The organism is Mycobacterium sp. NGS33 (genome assembly GCF_059812885.1).
Genome location: NZ_JCALDN010000008.1, coordinates 23744 through 40369 on the forward strand (window position 1 = coordinate 23744; position 16626 = coordinate 40369).

General features: G+C 68.9%; 17 protein-coding genes. 6 read left to right on the forward strand and 11 right to left on the reverse strand.

The features are described from left to right. Positions 1-10 precede the first annotated feature (10 nt). Genes AC5Y5B_RS15170 through lepA form a run of 3 tightly spaced genes read right to left on the reverse strand, consistent with a single transcriptional unit; the run spans position 11 to position 3397 of the window. On the reverse strand, positions 11-754 hold the full coding sequence (locus AC5Y5B_RS15170; RefSeq protein WP_500005741.1) for a sensor domain-containing protein: 744 nt from the start codon (positions 752-754) through the stop codon (positions 11-13). A 34-nt stretch (positions 755-788) separates the two neighbouring features. After that, positions 789-1547 (reverse strand): sensor domain-containing protein, encoded by a 759-nt coding sequence (locus AC5Y5B_RS15175; protein WP_112630566.1) that lies wholly within the window; start codon positions 1545-1547, stop codon positions 789-791. 2 nt (positions 1548-1549) lie between these two features. Next, positions 1550-3397: a translation elongation factor 4 gene (gene lepA / locus AC5Y5B_RS15180; protein WP_500005872.1), complete on the reverse strand. Its 1848-nt coding sequence runs from the start codon at positions 3395-3397 to the stop codon at positions 1550-1552. Between the two features lie 140 nt (positions 3398-3537). Here lepA and AC5Y5B_RS15185 point away from each other — a divergent pair, with 140 nt between their 5' ends. Continuing rightward, positions 3538-4140, forward strand: coding sequence for a type II toxin-antitoxin system PemK/MazF family toxin (locus AC5Y5B_RS15185; RefSeq protein WP_500005742.1), 603 nt, complete (start codon positions 3538-3540; stop codon positions 4138-4140). Positions 4141-4173: 33 nt separating this feature from the next. Here the strand turns inward: AC5Y5B_RS15185 and AC5Y5B_RS15190 are convergent, their stop codons facing one another. After that, a complete protein-coding gene (locus AC5Y5B_RS15190; protein WP_112630874.1) occupies positions 4174-4602 on the reverse strand; it encodes a CBS domain-containing protein in 429 nt (142 codons plus the stop codon). A gap of 168 nt (positions 4603-4770) precedes the next feature. On the opposite strand from AC5Y5B_RS15190, the gene AC5Y5B_RS15195 reads away from it, so the two are divergent. Continuing rightward, a complete protein-coding gene (locus AC5Y5B_RS15195) occupies positions 4771-5613 on the forward strand; it encodes a ribonuclease Z (RefSeq protein WP_500005744.1) in 843 nt (280 codons plus the stop codon). A 17-nt stretch (positions 5614-5630) separates the two neighbouring features. Here the strand turns inward: AC5Y5B_RS15195 and AC5Y5B_RS15200 are convergent, their stop codons facing one another. The 4 genes from AC5Y5B_RS15200 to AC5Y5B_RS15215 are packed head-to-tail and all read right to left on the reverse strand — an operon-like array spanning position 5631 to position 9868. Continuing rightward, entirely contained in the window at positions 5631-6335 is a 705-nt protein-coding gene (locus tag AC5Y5B_RS15200) for a hypothetical protein (RefSeq protein ID WP_500005745.1), read from the reverse strand. Between the two features lie 41 nt (positions 6336-6376). After that, positions 6377-7216 (reverse strand): transglutaminase family protein, encoded by an 840-nt coding sequence (locus AC5Y5B_RS15205; protein WP_112630726.1) that lies wholly within the window; start codon positions 7214-7216, stop codon positions 6377-6379. Beyond that, positions 7216-8193: an alpha-E domain-containing protein gene (locus AC5Y5B_RS15210; RefSeq protein ID WP_112630728.1), complete on the reverse strand. Its 978-nt coding sequence runs from the start codon at positions 8191-8193 to the stop codon at positions 7216-7218. Before AC5Y5B_RS15210 ends, AC5Y5B_RS15205 begins: the two co-directional genes overlap by 1 nt. Next, on the reverse strand, positions 8180-9868 hold the full coding sequence (locus AC5Y5B_RS15215; protein WP_112630730.1) for a circularly permuted type 2 ATP-grasp protein: 1689 nt from the start codon (positions 9866-9868) through the stop codon (positions 8180-8182). Before AC5Y5B_RS15215 ends, AC5Y5B_RS15210 begins: the two co-directional genes overlap by 14 nt. Before the next feature lie 145 nt (positions 9869-10013). On the opposite strand from AC5Y5B_RS15215, the gene rpsT reads away from it, so the two are divergent. Beyond that, a complete protein-coding gene (gene rpsT, locus AC5Y5B_RS15220; protein ID WP_112630732.1) occupies positions 10014-10274 on the forward strand; it encodes a 30S ribosomal protein S20 in 261 nt (86 codons plus the stop codon). Between the two features lie 23 nt (positions 10275-10297). Here rpsT and holA read toward each other — a convergent pair whose 3' ends face one another. From holA to AC5Y5B_RS15235, 3 genes are read right to left on the reverse strand one after another with little or no spacing between them, the layout of a single operon-like run. Further along, a complete protein-coding gene (gene holA, locus AC5Y5B_RS15225) occupies positions 10298-11266 on the reverse strand; it encodes a DNA polymerase III subunit delta (protein WP_500005746.1) in 969 nt (322 codons plus the stop codon). A 51-nt stretch (positions 11267-11317) separates the two neighbouring features. Further along, entirely contained in the window at positions 11318-12814 is a 1497-nt protein-coding gene (locus tag AC5Y5B_RS15230) for a ComEC/Rec2 family competence protein (RefSeq protein WP_500005873.1), read from the reverse strand. A gap of 50 nt (positions 12815-12864) precedes the next feature. After that, positions 12865-13734: a ComEA family DNA-binding protein gene (locus AC5Y5B_RS15235; protein WP_500005748.1), complete on the reverse strand. Its 870-nt coding sequence runs from the start codon at positions 13732-13734 to the stop codon at positions 12865-12867. Positions 13735-13924: 190 nt separating this feature from the next. Between AC5Y5B_RS15235 and AC5Y5B_RS15240 the strand changes: the two genes are divergently transcribed. From AC5Y5B_RS15240 to AC5Y5B_RS15250, 3 genes are read left to right on the forward strand one after another with little or no spacing between them, the layout of a single operon-like run. Then, the gene (locus AC5Y5B_RS15240) at positions 13925-15085 is read left to right on the forward strand and encodes an acyl-CoA dehydrogenase family protein (RefSeq protein ID WP_500005749.1); all 1161 of its coding nucleotides are present in this window, start codon (positions 13925-13927) and stop codon (positions 15083-15085) included. Between the two features lie 7 nt (positions 15086-15092). Then, positions 15093-16199: an acyl-CoA dehydrogenase family protein gene (locus AC5Y5B_RS15245; protein WP_112630738.1), complete on the forward strand. Its 1107-nt coding sequence runs from the start codon at positions 15093-15095 to the stop codon at positions 16197-16199. A 3-nt stretch (positions 16200-16202) separates the two neighbouring features. Next, on the forward strand, positions 16203-16625 hold the full coding sequence (locus tag AC5Y5B_RS15250) for a PPOX class F420-dependent oxidoreductase (protein ID WP_500005751.1): 423 nt from the start codon (positions 16203-16205) through the stop codon (positions 16623-16625). The last annotated feature ends 1 nt before the right edge of the window (position 16626 follow it).

Here is a 16626-nt window from a genome sequence, read left to right on the forward strand (position 1 = left end):
GGTAAGCGCGTTAGCCGCGGGCGTTGAGCTTGTCCATGAGCGCATGGGTGAGATCGATGGCGGTGGTGTTGATGTCGGCGTTGCCCGCATCTCCCGGACCGTAAAAGGGACGGAATTCGACCCTGACGTCGACCAGGTAAGGTCCCTTGACGCCAAGGGCCCGGGCCTCGGGGATGGCGTTCAAACCATCGTGTGGGCCCGACCCCCTCGAAACCGTGGCCGCGACAACCGAATCCGAGACGCGCACGTCGGAGATGGCGTCCGCCCCCCATGCGTCGATCGGCTCCACCATCAACGTGGTCCCGTCGCATCTCTGCCACTGCGCGCTGAACTTCACGAAGAGCGCATCGGCGTCCGCGACCGTTCGCAACTCGACGATGCCTTGCTCGACGCTGTCGACCTTCACGAAATCGCCTTTGTGCACCCATATTTCGGCGGCCGTCTCCTGGATAGGTGCCGAGGCGTACGTGACCCGCTGCATCGGGTGAACGACCCCGATGCAGTCGGCCGGCCGCCCGTTGTCCCAGTTGGACCCCAGTGTGTCGAGTCCGCCGAACTCCGAGTAATGCGGGTAGGGCTGGAACGGCTGCCCGAGCAGCCTCGCCAGCGCGGTGCCGTCGAACAATACCCGTTTGATGGGCGGTACCCGCCCCGCGGACGGCGCCAGAACTGCGGTGCCGGAGGTGGTTTCGGTGCACCCGGCCGTCAGCAGCACCGCGATCAAAGCGGCCAGCGAACGCCAGCTGCTCTTCACTTCGTCCCTGCCCTTCCCGGCGCCCGGCGCGACGTCAGCCCAGGGCGCTGACCCTGTCCATCAGGGCGTGCGCAACGTCGATGGCGCTGGAGTTGATGTCGGCCGAACCGGGATCCGACGACCGCCGCCCGCCGAAGAACACGACCTGCACCTCGACGAGGCAGTTCGACCGGATGCCGATGGCGCGCGCCTGTGGGGTGGGCCGCAGCGGCGGCATGTTGGGCAGTATCGATGTCGCGGTTTTGGTCGCGGCGATGGTGGAGTCCGTGACGCGGACGTCGCTGATGACGTTCGTGGTGCTGATCGGGCCGGACTGTTCCGACGTCGTCATGCCGTTGCACTGCTGCCACTGCCCCGAGAACTGCGCGAACAGCGCCTGGGCCTGCCCGGCCGACGGGAGCGTGACCACACCCTCCTCGACCACGATCACCTGCGCCGGTTCACCGTTGTTCCACCACGATTCGGACGCCACCTCTTGCACGTCGGCGGACCGGTACACGCCCTGCTGCAGCATCGCCGTCACGCCCAGGCAGCCGGCCTGCGACATCGTCCGCTGGACCTGATAAAGCCTTTCGGGCCCACCGAATTCGGCCGGATCCCGCGCCACGAAGGGCTGATTGAGCATCCGCGACAGCGTCGGGCCGTCGAGAAGCACCTGCTTGACCGTCGCGCCGCTGAGCGGTCGGGGCTTCAGGGTGGGCGCCGGCTTCGCCGTGCCCGCCACCACCCCACCGCAGCCCGTCGCCAGCACGGCGACCGCCATCAGCGCCGTCGCTATCCCCCGAATCCGCATGGCTATTTCTTGCCCTTGTCCCCCGCGGCGTCGGCGGACAGCGCCGCGACGAACGCCTCCTGCGGCACATCGACCCGCCCGATGGTCTTCATCCGCTTCTTGCCTTCCTTCTGCTTTTCGAGAAGTTTGCGTTTACGGGTGATGTCACCGCCGTAGCACTTGGACAACACGTCCTTGCGGATCGCGCGAATGTTCTCGCGCGCAATGATTTTCGATCCGATGGCCGCCTGAACGGGCACCTCGAACTGCTGGCGCGGAATCAGCTCTTTGAGCTTGGTGGTCATCTTGTTGCCGTAGGCGAACGCCGAATCCTTGTGCACGATGGCGCTGAACGCGTCGACCGCCTCGCCCTGCAACAGGATGTCGACCTTGACCAATTGCGCCTCCTGCTCGCCGGCCTCCTCGTAGTCGAGGCTGGCGTAACCGCGGGTGCGTGACTTCAGCGAATCGAAGAAGTCGAAGATGATCTCGCCCAGCGGCATCGTGTAGCGCAACTCGACGCGTTCCGGCGACAGGTAATCCATGCCGCCCAGCTCGCCGCGGCGCGACTGGCACAGTTCCATGATGGTGCCGATGAATTCGCTCGGCGCGATGATGGTGGTCTTGACCACCGGCTCGTAGACATCCCGGATCTTGCCTTCCGGCCAGTCCGACGGGTTGGTCACCACGATCTCGGTGTTGTCCTCCTTGACCACGCGATAGACGACGTTGGGTGACGTCGAGATCAGGTCCAGGTTGAACTCTCGCTCCAGGCGTTCACGGGTGATCTCCATGTGCAGCAAACCCAAGAAGCCGCAACGGAATCCGAAGCCGAGCGCCACCGACGTCTCCGGCTCGTAGGTCAGGGCCGCGTCGTTGAGTTGCAACCTGTCCAGCGCGTCGCGCAGATCCGGGTAGTCGGAGCCGTCCACCGGATACAGACCCGAGTAGACCATCGGCTTGGGCTCGCGGTATCCGGTCAGCGCTTCGGCGGCACCGTGCCGCGCCGTCGTCACCGTGTCCCCCACCTTGGATTGGCGGACGTCCTTGACGCCGGTGATCAGGTAGCCCACCTCGCCCACGCCCAGGCCGTCGCTGGCCTTCGGTTCGGGCGAGACGATGCCGACCTCGAGCAGTTCGTGGGTGGCGCCGGTGGACATCATCGCGATGCGTTCGCGCGGGGTGATCTTGCCGTCGACCACGCGCACATAGGTCACCACGCCGCGGTAGATGTCGTAGACCGAGTCGAAGATCATCGCCCGCAGCGGCGCGTCGGCCCTGCCCTGCGGCGGCGGCACCTCGCGCACCACGTGGTCGAGCAGGTCGGCGACGCCGTCTCCGGTCTTGCCCGAAACCCGCAGCACGTCGCCCGGCTCGCAGCCGATGATGTGGGCGATCTCGGCCGCGTAGCGGTCGGGGTCGGCGGCGGGCAGGTCGATCTTATTGAGCACCGGGATGATGTGCAGGTCGCGGTCGAGCGCCAGATAGAGGTTGGCCAGGGTCTGCGCCTCGATGCCCTGGGCGGCGTCGACCAGCAGCACCGCGCCCTCGCAGGCCTCCAGCGCGCGGGACACCTCGTAGGTGAAGTCGACGTGGCCGGGGGTGTCGATCAGGTGCAGCACGTACTCGGTGTCTGCGACCTTCCACGGCAGGCGCACGTTCTGGGCCTTGATGGTGATCCCGCGTTCGCGTTCGATGTCCATCCGGTCCAGGTACTGCGCGCGCATGGACCGCTCGTCGACGACGCCGGTGAGCTGGAGCATCCGGTCGGCCAGCGTGGACTTTCCGTGGTCGATGTGGGCGATGATGCAGAAGTTCCGAATCTGCGCCGGCGCAGTGAAGGTCTTGTCGGCGAAACTGCTGATGGGAATCTCCTGGTGCGTGCAAGCTTGACGGGCGCTTTGCGGCCGTTTCCGGCGCGGTTAGCGGGTATGTCCAGCGTATCCAGACAGGGCCGCCGGGACCTAGTTGGACACAATCGCACCCCGCGGCTCGCGTCTATGCTGCGAATATGTCGTCTCCCCGGAAATCCCAGTGGAGGACGTTTCAGCGGTTCGCGGAGAATTTGGTGTTCAACGGCGCACCGCGCCTGGTCCGGACCGTGCAGAATTCGCAGACCGTGCTGCGCGAGCTGCAGCAGGCCGTGAAGATCACCGCCAACGTCATCGCCGCGGTGGCGCCACCTCCCCCTGACGCGCCCGTCACCGGCCGGCCGGTGACCAGCGGCAGCCTGCCGACCGCGCAGCGGGCCCGCAAACTGGTGTACGCGCCGAGCCTGGACGGTCGGGCCGATCCGGGTGAGATCGTCTGGACGTGGGTGGTCCACGAGGACGACCCGACTCGGGGCAAGGACCGGCCCGTCCTGGTCGTGGGCCGGGACCGCAGCGTCCTGTTGGGGTTGATGGTGTCCAGCCAGGAGCGCCACGCCACCGACCCCGAATGGGTTGGAATCGGTTCTGGCTCTTGGGATTACGAGGGCAGGCAGAGCTGGGTTCGGCTGGACCGGGTGCTCGACGTGCCCGAGGAGGGCATCCGCCGCGAGGGCGCCATCCTGGATCGCGAGATCTTCGACGTGGTGGCCGCGCGGCTGCGGGCCGACTACTCCTGGCGCTGAACTCGTCGCGGGCGTCGCGCCGAGCGGAACCGATCAGCCCTGGGTGATGTAGGACTGCAGCTGCTGCTGCTCGGCCTCGAGTTCTTCCAGTCGGCTCTTGACCACGTCACCGATGCTGACGATGCCGATCAGCTTCTTGCCGTCCAGCACCGGCACGTGCCGCACCCGGTTCTTGGTCATCAACACGCTGATCGCGTCGACCTCGTCGGTCTTCGTGCACGTCGCCAGCATGGACGTCATGATCTTCGACACCGGGCGTGACAGCACGCTGGCGCCGTGGGTATGCAGCTGGCGCACGACGTCGCGCTCCGACACGATGCCGACCACACCCTCGTCGCCGACCACCACCATGGCGCCGATGTTCTGGTCGCTCAGCCCCGCAAGCAGCTCGCGTACGGTCGCGTCCGGGTTGATGGTCACCACCGCCGCGCCCTTGTTCCGCAAGACGTCCGCTATCCGCATCGAGGCCTCCAGCCGGGTTGTGATCCGCTTCACATCAGGCTACGGCTTCCTCGCGCGGCGCAAAAGCCACCAATAGAAGCTGCAAACAGATCGTGTCCTACCGGTGAAGGCCGCGCCGGATCGCGCGATTGGGCCACTGCGAGCACCGCGGGACTGCAAGATAAGGCCATGATCGAGGTCACGCTGCTGGGAACCGGAAGTCCGATCCCCGATCCGAACCGCGCCGGGCCGTCAACTCTGGTGCGCGCCGGCGGACAGGTGTTCTTGGTGGATTGCGGGCGCGGCGTGCTGCAGCGCGCCGCCGCGGTTGGGGTGGGCGCCGCCGGATTGTCGGCGTTGCTGCTGACCCATCTGCACAGCGACCACATCGGCGACCTGGGCGATGTGCTCATCACCCGGTGGATCAGCACCTTCACGCCCGATCCCGAGCCGCTGCCGATCATCGGGCCGCCCGGCACGGCCGAGGCGGTCGCGGCGACGCTCAACGCGTTCCGCCACGACATCGGCTACCGGATCGCCCATCACGCCGACATCAACGAGCCGCCGGCGGTGGATGTCCACGAATACACCGAGGGCGCCGTCTGGTACCGCGACGGCGTCGCCATCCGGGTGGCGCCCACCGATCACCGGCCGGTGGCTCCGACCATCGGCTTTCGCATCGACTATCAGGGCGCCTCGGTGGCGCTCGCCGGCGACACCGTCCCGTGCGCCGGCCTGGACGAACTGGCCGCGGGGGCGGGCGCGCTGGTGCACACCGTGATCCGCAAGGACATCGTCGCCACCATCCCCCAGCAGCGGTTGCAGGACATCTGCGATTACCACTCGTCGGTGGAGGAAGCGGCGGCGACCGCGGCGCGGGCGGGGGTGGGCACCCTGGTCATGACGCACTACGTGCCGGCACTGGTGCCCGGCCAGGAGGAGCAGTGGCGGGCCTTGGCGGCCACGCAGTTCGGGGGGCACGTCGAACTCGGTGACGACCTGCACCGCGTCCAGGTCGACGCAGCCTCGTGACCGCCGGCCGCGGCCGCTCAGTCGGCCGCCGAATCTCGTTGCGCCGCATGGGATAGGGCAACGCCCGCCACCATCAGCCAGGTCAGCGCCAGCACCCGGGCGATGGGCAAGATGACGCCCAGCGCCGGCCAGATCAGCACCGCCGCCGCCAATTCGGCGAGGACGGCCGTCGCCACGCCCATCCGCGCGAGCGGTCCCGGCATCAACCCCCGGGTGAGACCGGGCGCGGCGATCCCGCCGACCAGCAGCCCCAGCGCCACGATGTGCCCCGGGCCGCCGGTGAGAAAGACCAACAAGTAGAGCGCCCGGACCACCGCCGCGTCCGCGGCGACATCCGGTATGGACAACGTCCAACCGAGCAACCCCGCCAGGCCGAGCGCACCGGCGGCCAACGTGCCGCCGCTCAGCGCGACCGCGCCGGAGCCGACCCCGAGTTGACGCAACCGGGCGCCGGCGATCGCCGCGTAGATCGCCAGCGGCACCGCCGACGCGAACGTCGCGACGGCGATGATGCGCACGGCCGCCGGCTGCGCGCGCACGTAGGCGCTGACGGCGCTTGCCGGACCGTAGGGCAACGGCATGACCCCGCCCACCGCTACGCCGACGGCGATGCCCCCGATGAGCAGCCCGATGCACAGCAGCGACAGCGCCGCCAGGGCCGAGCCGCCCCGCCCCGGCCGGTGCGCATCGAGCCGCGCGGCGGCTTTGGCCGAATCGTTCATTCCTGCAACGGTATCCCTGTGTCGACGGACCTCACCCCCGGCTAGGCGAGCCGGGTCACCTCCACGATCACGTCGAGGTCGGTGGCGCCCTCCCCGGAGTAGATGCCCTTCAGCGGGGAAACGTCGGCGTAGTCGCGGCCCACGCCCACGCCGACGTACTGCTCGGTGATCTCGGTGTCGTTGGTGGGGTCATAACTCCACCAGGCGCCCGTCCATGCCTCAATCCAGGCGTGGCTTCGCCCGTCGACGGTGTCGCCCACGACGGCGTCGCGCTTGGGGTGCAGGTAGCCCGAGACGTAGTGCGCCGGAATTCCCATGCTGCGCAACAACATCAGTGACAAATGCACGAAATCCTGGCAGACGCCCTTGCCCGCTTTGAGCGCATCCAGCCCGGACGAGTGCACGCTGGTGGTGCCCGGAAGGTACTCCAGTTCCTCGCGCACCCAATTGGCCGCGGCGACGACGGCTTCGGCCGGCTTGTGCGTCTTGCTGATCTTTTTGCCTACCGCCGCCACCCGCTTGCTGGCCGGGGCGTGCTGGGTGGGGCGCAGCAGATCGTCGTAGCGGTCGATCACCGCCTCGGATTGCAGGTCGCTCCAGCCCGCCTCCGCCGAGAGTGGCTCGGCCCGTTCCGTTTCCACGACCGATGACGACATCACCGTGAGATCGGTGTGCGGTGCGTGCAGGTCGAACGCGGTGACAGCAGTGCCCCAGTAGTCGATGTAGCGGTAGGACCGGGTCGCCGGGATGGTTTCGACGCGGTTGAGGATGACGTTCTGCCGGCTGTTCGAGCGCGGGGTCAAGCGCGCCTCGTTGTAGGAGGCGGTCACCGGCGATTGGTAGGCGTATCCCGTGGTGTGCACCACCCGCAGCCGCCACATCAGGCGTCCCCCTTCCTGCTGATCAACCGGGCGCGCTGGCCCGCGTCCGACCACGCCACCCAGGGCGTCACGTGGAAGTACTGCAGCGCCAACGCCTCTCCGACGTCGCGGCAGGTGCGCTGCAGCCCCGCCAGGCGGTTCTCCAATGATTCCAGCAGCACGCCGGGCTGCACGAATTCCAGTTCGCTGCGGGCCTGGCCGAGCAGTCGCTGCGCCTCGGCGGTGGACCCGATCCGGCTCTGCCGGTGGTGGACGAGCTCATCGAGGTTGTGTTCGGCCAGTCGCAGCGAATAGAACACCGAACGTGGAAACAGCCTGTCCAACAACATGAATTCGACCACGCGGCCCGCGTCCAGCACACCGCGGTAGGTGCGCAGGTAGGTGTCGTGCGCCCCCGCCGAACGCAACAGCGTCACCCACGCCGGGGACGAGGCGCTGTCGCCGACCCGCGACAGCAGCAGCCGCACCGTCATGTCGACCCGTTCGATCGCCCGGCCCAGCACCATGAACCGGTAGCCGTCGTCGCGGGACAGCGTCGAGTCGGCCAGGCCGGCGAACATCGCCGCCCGCCGCTCGATGAACGACAGAAAATCGTGTGGCCCAAGGCGTTTGGCGGCACGCTCGCGTTCGGGCAGGGCGTGGTAGGTGGTGTTGAGGCACTCCCAGATCTCGCTGGACGTCACCTCGCGGGCCGACTTGGCGTTTTCACGCGCCGAGGTGATGGCGTCGACGATCGAGCAGCCGCCCTGGGTGTTGGTGCTGTAGGCCACCAGATCGGTCAGCGACCACACGTCCAGGTCGTGATCCGGCGGGTCGATCCCGAGCACGCGGAGCAGCAGGCGCGACGCCTGGTCCGGGTCGACGCTGGAATCCTCGAGCAATTGGTGTAGCGCCACGTCCAGGATGCGGGCGGTGTCGTCGGCGCGTTCGACGTAGCGGCCGATCCAGTAGAGCGCCTCGGCGTTACGTGCCAACATCGCGGGCCGCCCTTTGCTGTTGTTGTTGCTCGAGCTGTTCGCGCTTGGGCAGTTCGGTGGGCTGCGCCTGCTGAGACGTCAACCGCGGGGCGTCGTCGAGCATCGGGTCCGGCATGGAGGTGGGCAATGACCGCACCACCTCCGCCGCCTCGAGCTCGTGGTCACCGGCCGACGCCCGCGACGCCAGCACCCAGGTGTCCTTGGAGCCGCCGCCCTGGCTGGAGTTGACCACCCGCGACCCCTCGACCAGGGCCACCCGGCTCAGCCCGCCCGGCAGCACCCAGACCTCGTTGCCGTCGTTGACCGCGAACGGCCGCAGGTCGACGTAGCGCGGCGCCAGCGTGTTGCCGATCTGCGTCGGCACCGTCGACAGCTCCATCATCGGCTGCGCGATCCAGCTGCGCGGATCGTCGCGCACCTTCTTGGCCACGGCGGCCAACTCCTTCTCCGAGGCCTCCGGACCGAAGACGATGCCGTAGCCGCCGGACCCCTCCACCGGCTTGAGCACCAGCTCGTCGATGCGGTCCAGCACCTCTTCGCGCTCGTCGTCGAGCCAGCAGCGCAGCGTCTCCACGTTGGCCAGCAGTGGCTTCTCCCCGAGGTAGTACTCGATCATCGTGGGCACGTAGGTGTAGACGAGTTTGTCGTCACCGACGCCGTTGCCGATCGCGCTCGAGATGGACACGTTGCCCGCGCGGGCGGCGTTGACCAGCCCGGCCACCCCCAGCATCGAATCGGCGCGGAACTGCAGCGGGTCCAGGAAGGCGTCGTCGATGCGCCGATAGATGACGTCGACCTGACGCTCCCCCTCGGTGGTGCGCATGTACACCTGGTTGTCCCGGCAGAACAGGTCGCGCCCTTCGACCAGCTCGACACCCATCTGGCGGGCCAGCAGCGAATGCTCGAAATAGGCCGAGTTGTAGACACCCGGGGTCAGCACCACCACCGTCGGGTCGGCCTCGTTGGTGGCCGCGGAGTTGCGCAGCGCCCGCAGCAGATGCGAGGCGTAGTCGTCGACCGCGCGCACGCGGTGGCTGGCAAACAGGTTGGGGAACACGCGCGCCATGGTGCGCCGGTTCTCCATGACGTAGGACACACCCGACGGCGACCGCAGGTTGTCCTCGAGCACCCGCCAGGTGCCCTTGTCGTCGCGGATCAAATCGATGCCGGCGACGTGGATCCGCACGCCGTTGGGCGGGACGATGCCCATCGCCTGGCGGTGGAAGTGCTCGCACGACGTGATCAGGCGGCGCGGGATGACCCCGTCGTTCAATATTTCCTGGTCACCGTAGATGTCATCGAGGTACATCTCGAGCGCCTTGACCCGCTGGGTGATGCCGCGCTCTAGGCGGGTCCACTCGGCGGCCGAGATGACCCGCGGCACCAGGTCCAGCGGGAACGGCCGCTCCTGGCCCGATAACGAGAAGGTGATCCCCTGGTCGAGAAAGGCGCGGGACAGCGCTTCCGCGCGAGCTTTCAGCTCCGAGGCGTCCGACGGCGCGAGTTCGGCATAAATGCCCTTGTACGGGCCGCGCACGGCGCCCTGCGCGTCGAACATCTCGTCGAACGCCATGTCGTAGGCGTCCGAGGACACGTTGTATCCGCCGAAGATGCGCTCAGAACGTGCAGCGCGAAAACCCCGCTTGGTGTGGTCAAGCTGGTCCGGAAGACTCACTGTTCAGATGCTGCCTCAAGTCGACGTTCTGGCAGCCCACGTGTTCCCGTTTTGGGAGAAAACGTAACTCACTGATAACCTGGGCAATCGCTGTGGTGATATCCGGCGCCCCACAAAAACGTCGAATCGAAGAAGGAACTCCCGCGTGGCCAACATCAAGTCGCAGCAGAAGCGCAACAAGACGAACGAGCGCGCTCGCCTGCGCAACAAGTCGGTGAAGTCGTCGCTGCGTACCGCTGTCCGCGCGTTCCGCGAGGCCGCCCACGCCGGCGACAAGGAGAAGGCCGCCGAGTTGCTGGTGGCGACCAACCGCAAGCTGGACAAGGCGGCCAGCAAGGGCGTGATCCACAAGAACCAGGCGGCCAACAAGAAGTCGGCCTTGGCGCAGGCCCTCAACAAGATCTGACGCTGTACCGGCCGGCGCCGCCTCTAGTGGTGGCGCTGCGCGGCTAGCTCGGCGACCTGCCTGACCGCCGATTCCAGGGCGTAGTCGGCGTCCACCACCGCCCCCTTGACGTTCGCATTCAGCGCGGCCACCACCTTCATCGCCGTCGCCACCGAGTCACGCGACCAACGCCGGGCCTGTTTCTGGGCCTTCTGCACCCGCCACGGCGGCATCCCCAGCTGTGACGCCAGCCGGTAGGGGTCGCCCGACAGCGGGCCGACCCGGCCGATCGTGTGGATCGCTTCGGCCAGCGCATCCGCCAGGACGACCAACGGCTCGCCGCGCATCATCGCCCACCGCAGAGCCTCGGCGGCGCCTTCGACGTCGCCGGCCACCGCCTTGTCCGCGATGTCGAAACCCTTCACCTCGGCCTTGCCGCTGTGATAGCGGTGCACCGCGTCGGCGTCGACCGCCCCGCCGGTGTCCGCGACCAACTGGGAGCAGGCGGAGGCCAACTCCCGCAGATCGGAACCGACCGAATCCAGCAGCGCGGTCACCGTCTGCTCGTCGGCCTTCACCCGCAGGCCGCGAAACTCCTTGCGGACGAAATCGACGCGTTCGCTCAGCTTGGTGATCCGCGCGCACGAATGCACCACGGCGCCAAGGGATTGCAGCTCGGTGGCCAGCGCCTTGGCGCGCCCGCCGCCCGAATGCACCACGACCAGCACCACGCCGGTCGGCATGTCACTCGCGGCCGAAACGATCACCGCGGCAGCGTCTTTGCCCGCTTCACCGGCGGCCTCCAGCACGACGATGCGCTCGTCGGCGAACAGCGACGGACTCAGCAGCTCGGCGAGCTCATAGGTGCTGACGTCGCCCGCCCGCATCCGGTTGACCGGAACGTCGTCGGTGCCGGCCCGCTTGCGCGCCGCCCGCAGCACGTCGGCCACCGCCCGCTCGACCAGCAGTTCCTCGTCTCCCAGGACCAGGTGCAACGGCGAAACCTCGCTCACCCCACGATGGTGTCACGCCCCACCGACCGCGCCGCTCGGGGGACACCGGCCCTACCCCAGTCCGGACAGGGCCCACGCCAGCCCCGCGAGCGCCCCCACCCCGGCCACCACGCGAAACGGCCGCCACCGCCACAGCACCACCGCCAGCACCGTGACACCGCCGACGATCAGCGTGCCGGGCATCCCCTCCGGGACCGGCATCGTGGCGCCGGGCATGTTGGCCGCCCAGTGGGCCACGCCGTCCACCCACCACAACTCCGGACCGGTGAACCGGATCAGCAGCCGCGCGGCGCCCGGCCAGATCGCGCAGAGCGTGGCCGCCCCGGTGCCCAGCACGGTGATCGGGGCGATCACTGCGGCCACCACCAGGTTCGCCAGCGCGGCGACCACGCTGAACCGCCCGGAGATCGCCGCAACCAGCGGCGCGGTCACCACCTGCGCGGCCCACGCGACGGCGAGCGCGTCGGCCAGCGGCCTCGGCCACCCCTTGGCCGCCAGGCGCCGCGACCAGACCGGCGCGACGACGATCAGCGCGGCCGTGGCCAGCACCGACAACGCGAACCCCACGTCCACGGCCAGCGCGGGGGCGACCGCCAGCAACACCAACACGCTGGCGGCGAGGGCCGGAATGGCTTGCCGCCGGCGCGAAGTCAGCATTCCCGTCAACGCGATGGCGCCCATCACGGCCGCCCGCAACACGCTCGCCGTCGGCTGCACGACGATGACGAAGGCCACCAACGCCAGCGCGGCGAGCACGACGGCCCCGCGGGGGCCGATCAACCGGGCCGAGAACAGCACGGCGGCACACACGATCGTCACGTTGGCACCCGACACGGCCATCAGGTGCGTCATGCCGGCCGCACGAAAATCGCGGCTGGTGTCACTCGGCACCGCCGACGTGTCACCGAGCACGAGCGCGGGCAGCATCGCCGCCTGCTCGCCGGGCAGCGTGGCGCGGGCGGCGGCGGCGAAGCGGCTGCGCACGCCGTGCGCGGCCGACTGCACCACGCCCGCGGTGCCCATGGTCGGCGGGCCCGACGCGTTGAGCACCGCGACGGTCAGGTCCCGGCGGGTCGGCCGGGTGATCCGCGCGGTGAACCGCACCGGCTGGCCCACCGTCACGGCGGCGAAGTCCGAGGCGCGCGCGAAAACGACGACCCGGCCCGTTATTTCGTCGGCGCGCAGCCGTTGCAGGGCGGCCCGAAACATCAAGCGGCTGCTGCCCAGCGACACCGGGCTCTCGGTGGGGGTGACCGTCACCGGGGCACTGGTGCCGAAGGCCGCGGTGATCGGGTGGTGACCGACCGCGTCGGCGCGCAGCGCGATCGCGAAGCCGTATCCCGTCCCGACCACACCGACAGCGGCGAGGCCCGCGCTGATCGTGCGCAGCCGCGCCGGCCGGCCGGGCCGGCGCGGCGCACGCCATACCAGCGCCCCGGCGGCGACGGTCAACCCGACGCAGCACCAGGCGAGGATCCGTCCGGCCGACCACCAGATGCCACCGGCGGTCACCGCCCAGCAGGCCAGCGCGGCCGGCACCAGGCGCACGTCGACCTGCCCGGACGGCGCTCCGTCCGGACCGGGATTGCGCACGGGGGTCAGACACGGACCAGCGCGCGCAGCTTCTCCAGCCGCGACGGACCGATGCCCTCGACGTCGGCGAGCTGGTCGACGCTGGTGAATTTGCCGTTGGCCTGCCGCCAGGCCACGATCGCGGCGGCGGTGACCGGCCCCACGCCGGGCAAAGCGTCGAGCTCCGCAGCGGTCGCGGTATTCAGGTCGACCGCCTGGCCGGGCTTCGGCTTGACGGATCCCGACCCGGGCGGTGGCGCCTTGGAGGTCGGCGTCGTTGCGGTGGCCACCGAACTACCCAGCGCCGCCGGCTGGCCCGGAACGGGAGCGAGGCCGACCACGATCTGTTCGCCGTCCCCGAGCGGGCGGGCCATGTTCAGGCCGATCGTGTCGGCGCCGTTCACCGCGCCGCCGGCGGCCTGCAGCGCATCGGCGATGCGTGCCCCCGGCGCCAGGGTCACCAACCCCGGCGTGCGCACCAGGCCGACCACGCTGACCACCACCGGGCGGTCGGGGCTCGCTGATTGCACAGCACTCGGGCTCGCCGACGACCTGGGGCCGGCCGTCGACACCTTCTCCACCGGTGGCAGCTTGGCCGACATCACCGGCGCAGGCCGGTCGCGCAGCAAGGTGAACACCGTGACCAGCACCGCCAGCGCCGCCACGATCGCCAGCCCGATGGCGCCGGCCCGTCCGGGGTCGGCCCGCACCCGGGCCACCCAGCCCCGATCCCGCGACGCGTCGGGAAGCCACCGCGGTAGCAGCGAGTTCTGGTCGTCGTCCGGGGCATCCCCCGTCGAGCCCGACCCGGCGTCCCCGGACTCGGCGGCGCCATCGGTCTGGGGTTCGGCGTTGAGCCGCCGGTGCAGGCGCTCCGCCGGAAGTTCTGTTCGCATGGGCCGACGGTAGGTCCGCGGACCGTCACAACGGCACCGCGTCACGGCGATCTGTGCATTAACCCGAGGCTGTGCACGATGCCCACGCGGGATGGGTCAAGATGGAAGTCGAGCGAACGACCAGCACCGCCGGAAAACAGCTCTGGGCGCTGCGTCGTCACGGTCACCGAAGAAACGACAGGAGGCTGCCATGCAACTGGCGCTCACGCCCGAGGAAGCCGCGTTCCGCGACGAACTCCGCACCATCTACACGACCAAGATTCCCGAGGAGCTGCGCGAGCGGGTACGCCGCGGCTCGGCCGAGGTGAACCACGACGACATCGTCACCAGCCACAAGATCCTGCACGAGCACGGCCTGGCGGTGCCGAACTGGCCGGTCGAGTGGGGCGGCAAGGACTGGACGCCGACCCAGCATCAGATCTGGGCCGACGAGATGCAGCTGGCGTGCGTCCCCGAGCCGCTGAACTTCAACACCAAGATGGTGGGCCCGGTGATCGCCGAATTCGGTTCGGAGGAGGTCAAACAACGCTTCCTGCCCCCGACGGCCAGCCTCGACATCTGGTGGTGCCAGGGCTTCTCCGAACCCGAGGCGGGCTCGGACCTGGCGTCGCTGCGCACCACTGCGGTGCGCGACGGCGACGACTACGTCGTCAACGGCCAGAAGACCTGGACCACGCTCGGCCAGTACGCGGACTGGATCTTCTGCCTGGTCCGCACCGACCCGCAGGCACCCAAGCGGCAGGCCGGCATCTCCTTCCTGCTCTTCGACATGAAGACGCCGGGCATCACCCTGCGGCCCATCAAGACGATCGACGGCGGCCACGAGATCAACGAGGTCTTCTTCGAGGACGTCCGGGTTCCCGCGAATCAGCTTGTCGGAGAAGAGAATCAGGGCTGGATGTACGCGAAGTTCCTGCTGGGCAACGAGCGCACCGGCATCGCCGGGGTGGGGCGGACCAAGGTGCGCCTCGCCGAGGTGAAGAAACACGCCAAGGCCACCGGGGTGCTCAACGACCCGCTGTTCGCGGCGCGGCTGGCCGAGGCCGAAAACGAGCTGCTGGCACTGGAACTCACCCAGTCGCGAGTCGTCACCGACTCCGCGGACGGGCAGCCCAACCCGGCGTCGTCGGTGCTCAAGCTGCGCGGCAGCCAGTTGCAGCAGGCGGCCACCGAACTGCTCGTCGAGGTGGCCGGGCCGGATGCGCTGCCGGCCAACGGCGAAGACATCGCCTCGCCCGACTGGGCCCAACACAGTGCGCCGCACTACCTCAACTACCGCAAGACGTCGATCTACGGCGGCAGCAGCGAGGTGCAGCGCAACATCATCGCGTCGACGATTCTGGGATTGTGAGGCAGTCATGGACTTTCAGCTGAGCGACGAGCAGGCCCTGCTCCGCGACACCACCCGCGACCTGCTGTCGCGCACCTACGACCCGGAAAGCCGCAACAAGATCATCGGTTCCGATCTCGGCTGGAGCCGCGAGGTCTGGAGTCAGCTCGCCGACACCGGGATCCTCGGCCTCGGCTTCGATCCGGACGAGTCCGGCCAGATCGAGATCATGGTGGTGCTCAACGAGGTCGGGCGCCGGCTCGCCCCCGAACCGGTGCTGCACGCCGCGCTGGGGCCCGGTGCGCTGATCGCCGAGCTGGGCACCGATGCGCAGAAGGAACTGCTCGACGAGGTCGCGGGCGGGCAGCGGCTGCTGGCGTTCGCCCACCTCGAGCCGGGGCAGCGCGATCCGTCCGCCGAGGTGAGCACCAAGGCTGCGCAGCAAGGTGATTCGTGGACCGTGAGCGGTCGCAAGAACCCGGTGCTGGCCGGGGACTCCGCCGACACCTTGGTCGTCAGCGCCGCCCTGCCGAGCGGCGGCACCGGGCTGTTCCTCGTCGATGCGGCGTCGGTGACCAGGCACCCGTTCCGAACCTTCGACGGACAGCGCGGCGCCCAGATCGACCTGGACTCCACGGCCGCCGAGCCCCTCGGCGAGGCGGCGGACGCATCGGGCGCCATCGGCGACGCGATCGTGCGCATCCAGTCGGCCCTGTGCGCCGAAGCGCTGGGCGCGATGGAGGAATCGCTACGCCTGACGACCGATTACCTCAAGACCCGCAAGCAATTCGGCGTCACGCTCAACAAATTCCAGGCGCTCACGCAGCGCGCGGCCGACATGTACGTCTCGCTGGAATTGGCCCGCAGCATGACCCTGTACGCGGCCATGTCGATCGCCGACGGCACCATCGACCCGGTGATCGCCTCGCGCGCCAAGCTGCAGATCGGCCGTTCGGGCCGGCACATCGCGCAGGAGTCGGTCCAGATGCACGGGGGCATCGGGGTGACCGCCGAATACCCGGTCAGCCACTACGCCGCCCGGCTCACCGCGATCGAGCACACGCTGGGCACCTCGGGTGAGCACCTGCACAACCTGATCGACCACCTCGGCGACTACGACCTGGTTCGCCTCTAGCGCATGGCCGAGCTGAGCGAAAAGGTCGTCGAGTTCCTGTCGGCCGGCACCCGTACCGGGATGCTGGGGTATGTCGCCGCCGACGGGAGACCCTTGGTCGCTCCGGTGTGGTTCGTCGTCGACGACGGGCAGCTGGCGTTCAACACCGGTCGCGACACGTCGAAAGGCCGTGCGCTGGACCGTGATCCGCGAGTGGTGATCTGCGTCGACGATCCTCATCCGCCGTATTCGTTCGTCCAGGTGCAGGGCGTCGCCGCGGTCAGCGAGGATCCGGCCGACGTGCTCGACATCGCGACCCGCACCGGTGGCCGCTACATGGGCGCCGACCGCGCCGACGAATTCGGCCGGCGCAACGCCGTTCCCGGCGAACTAGTGGTGCGGCTGCGTCCGACCAAGGTCATCACCGGATTCGACGTCAGCGCCTGAG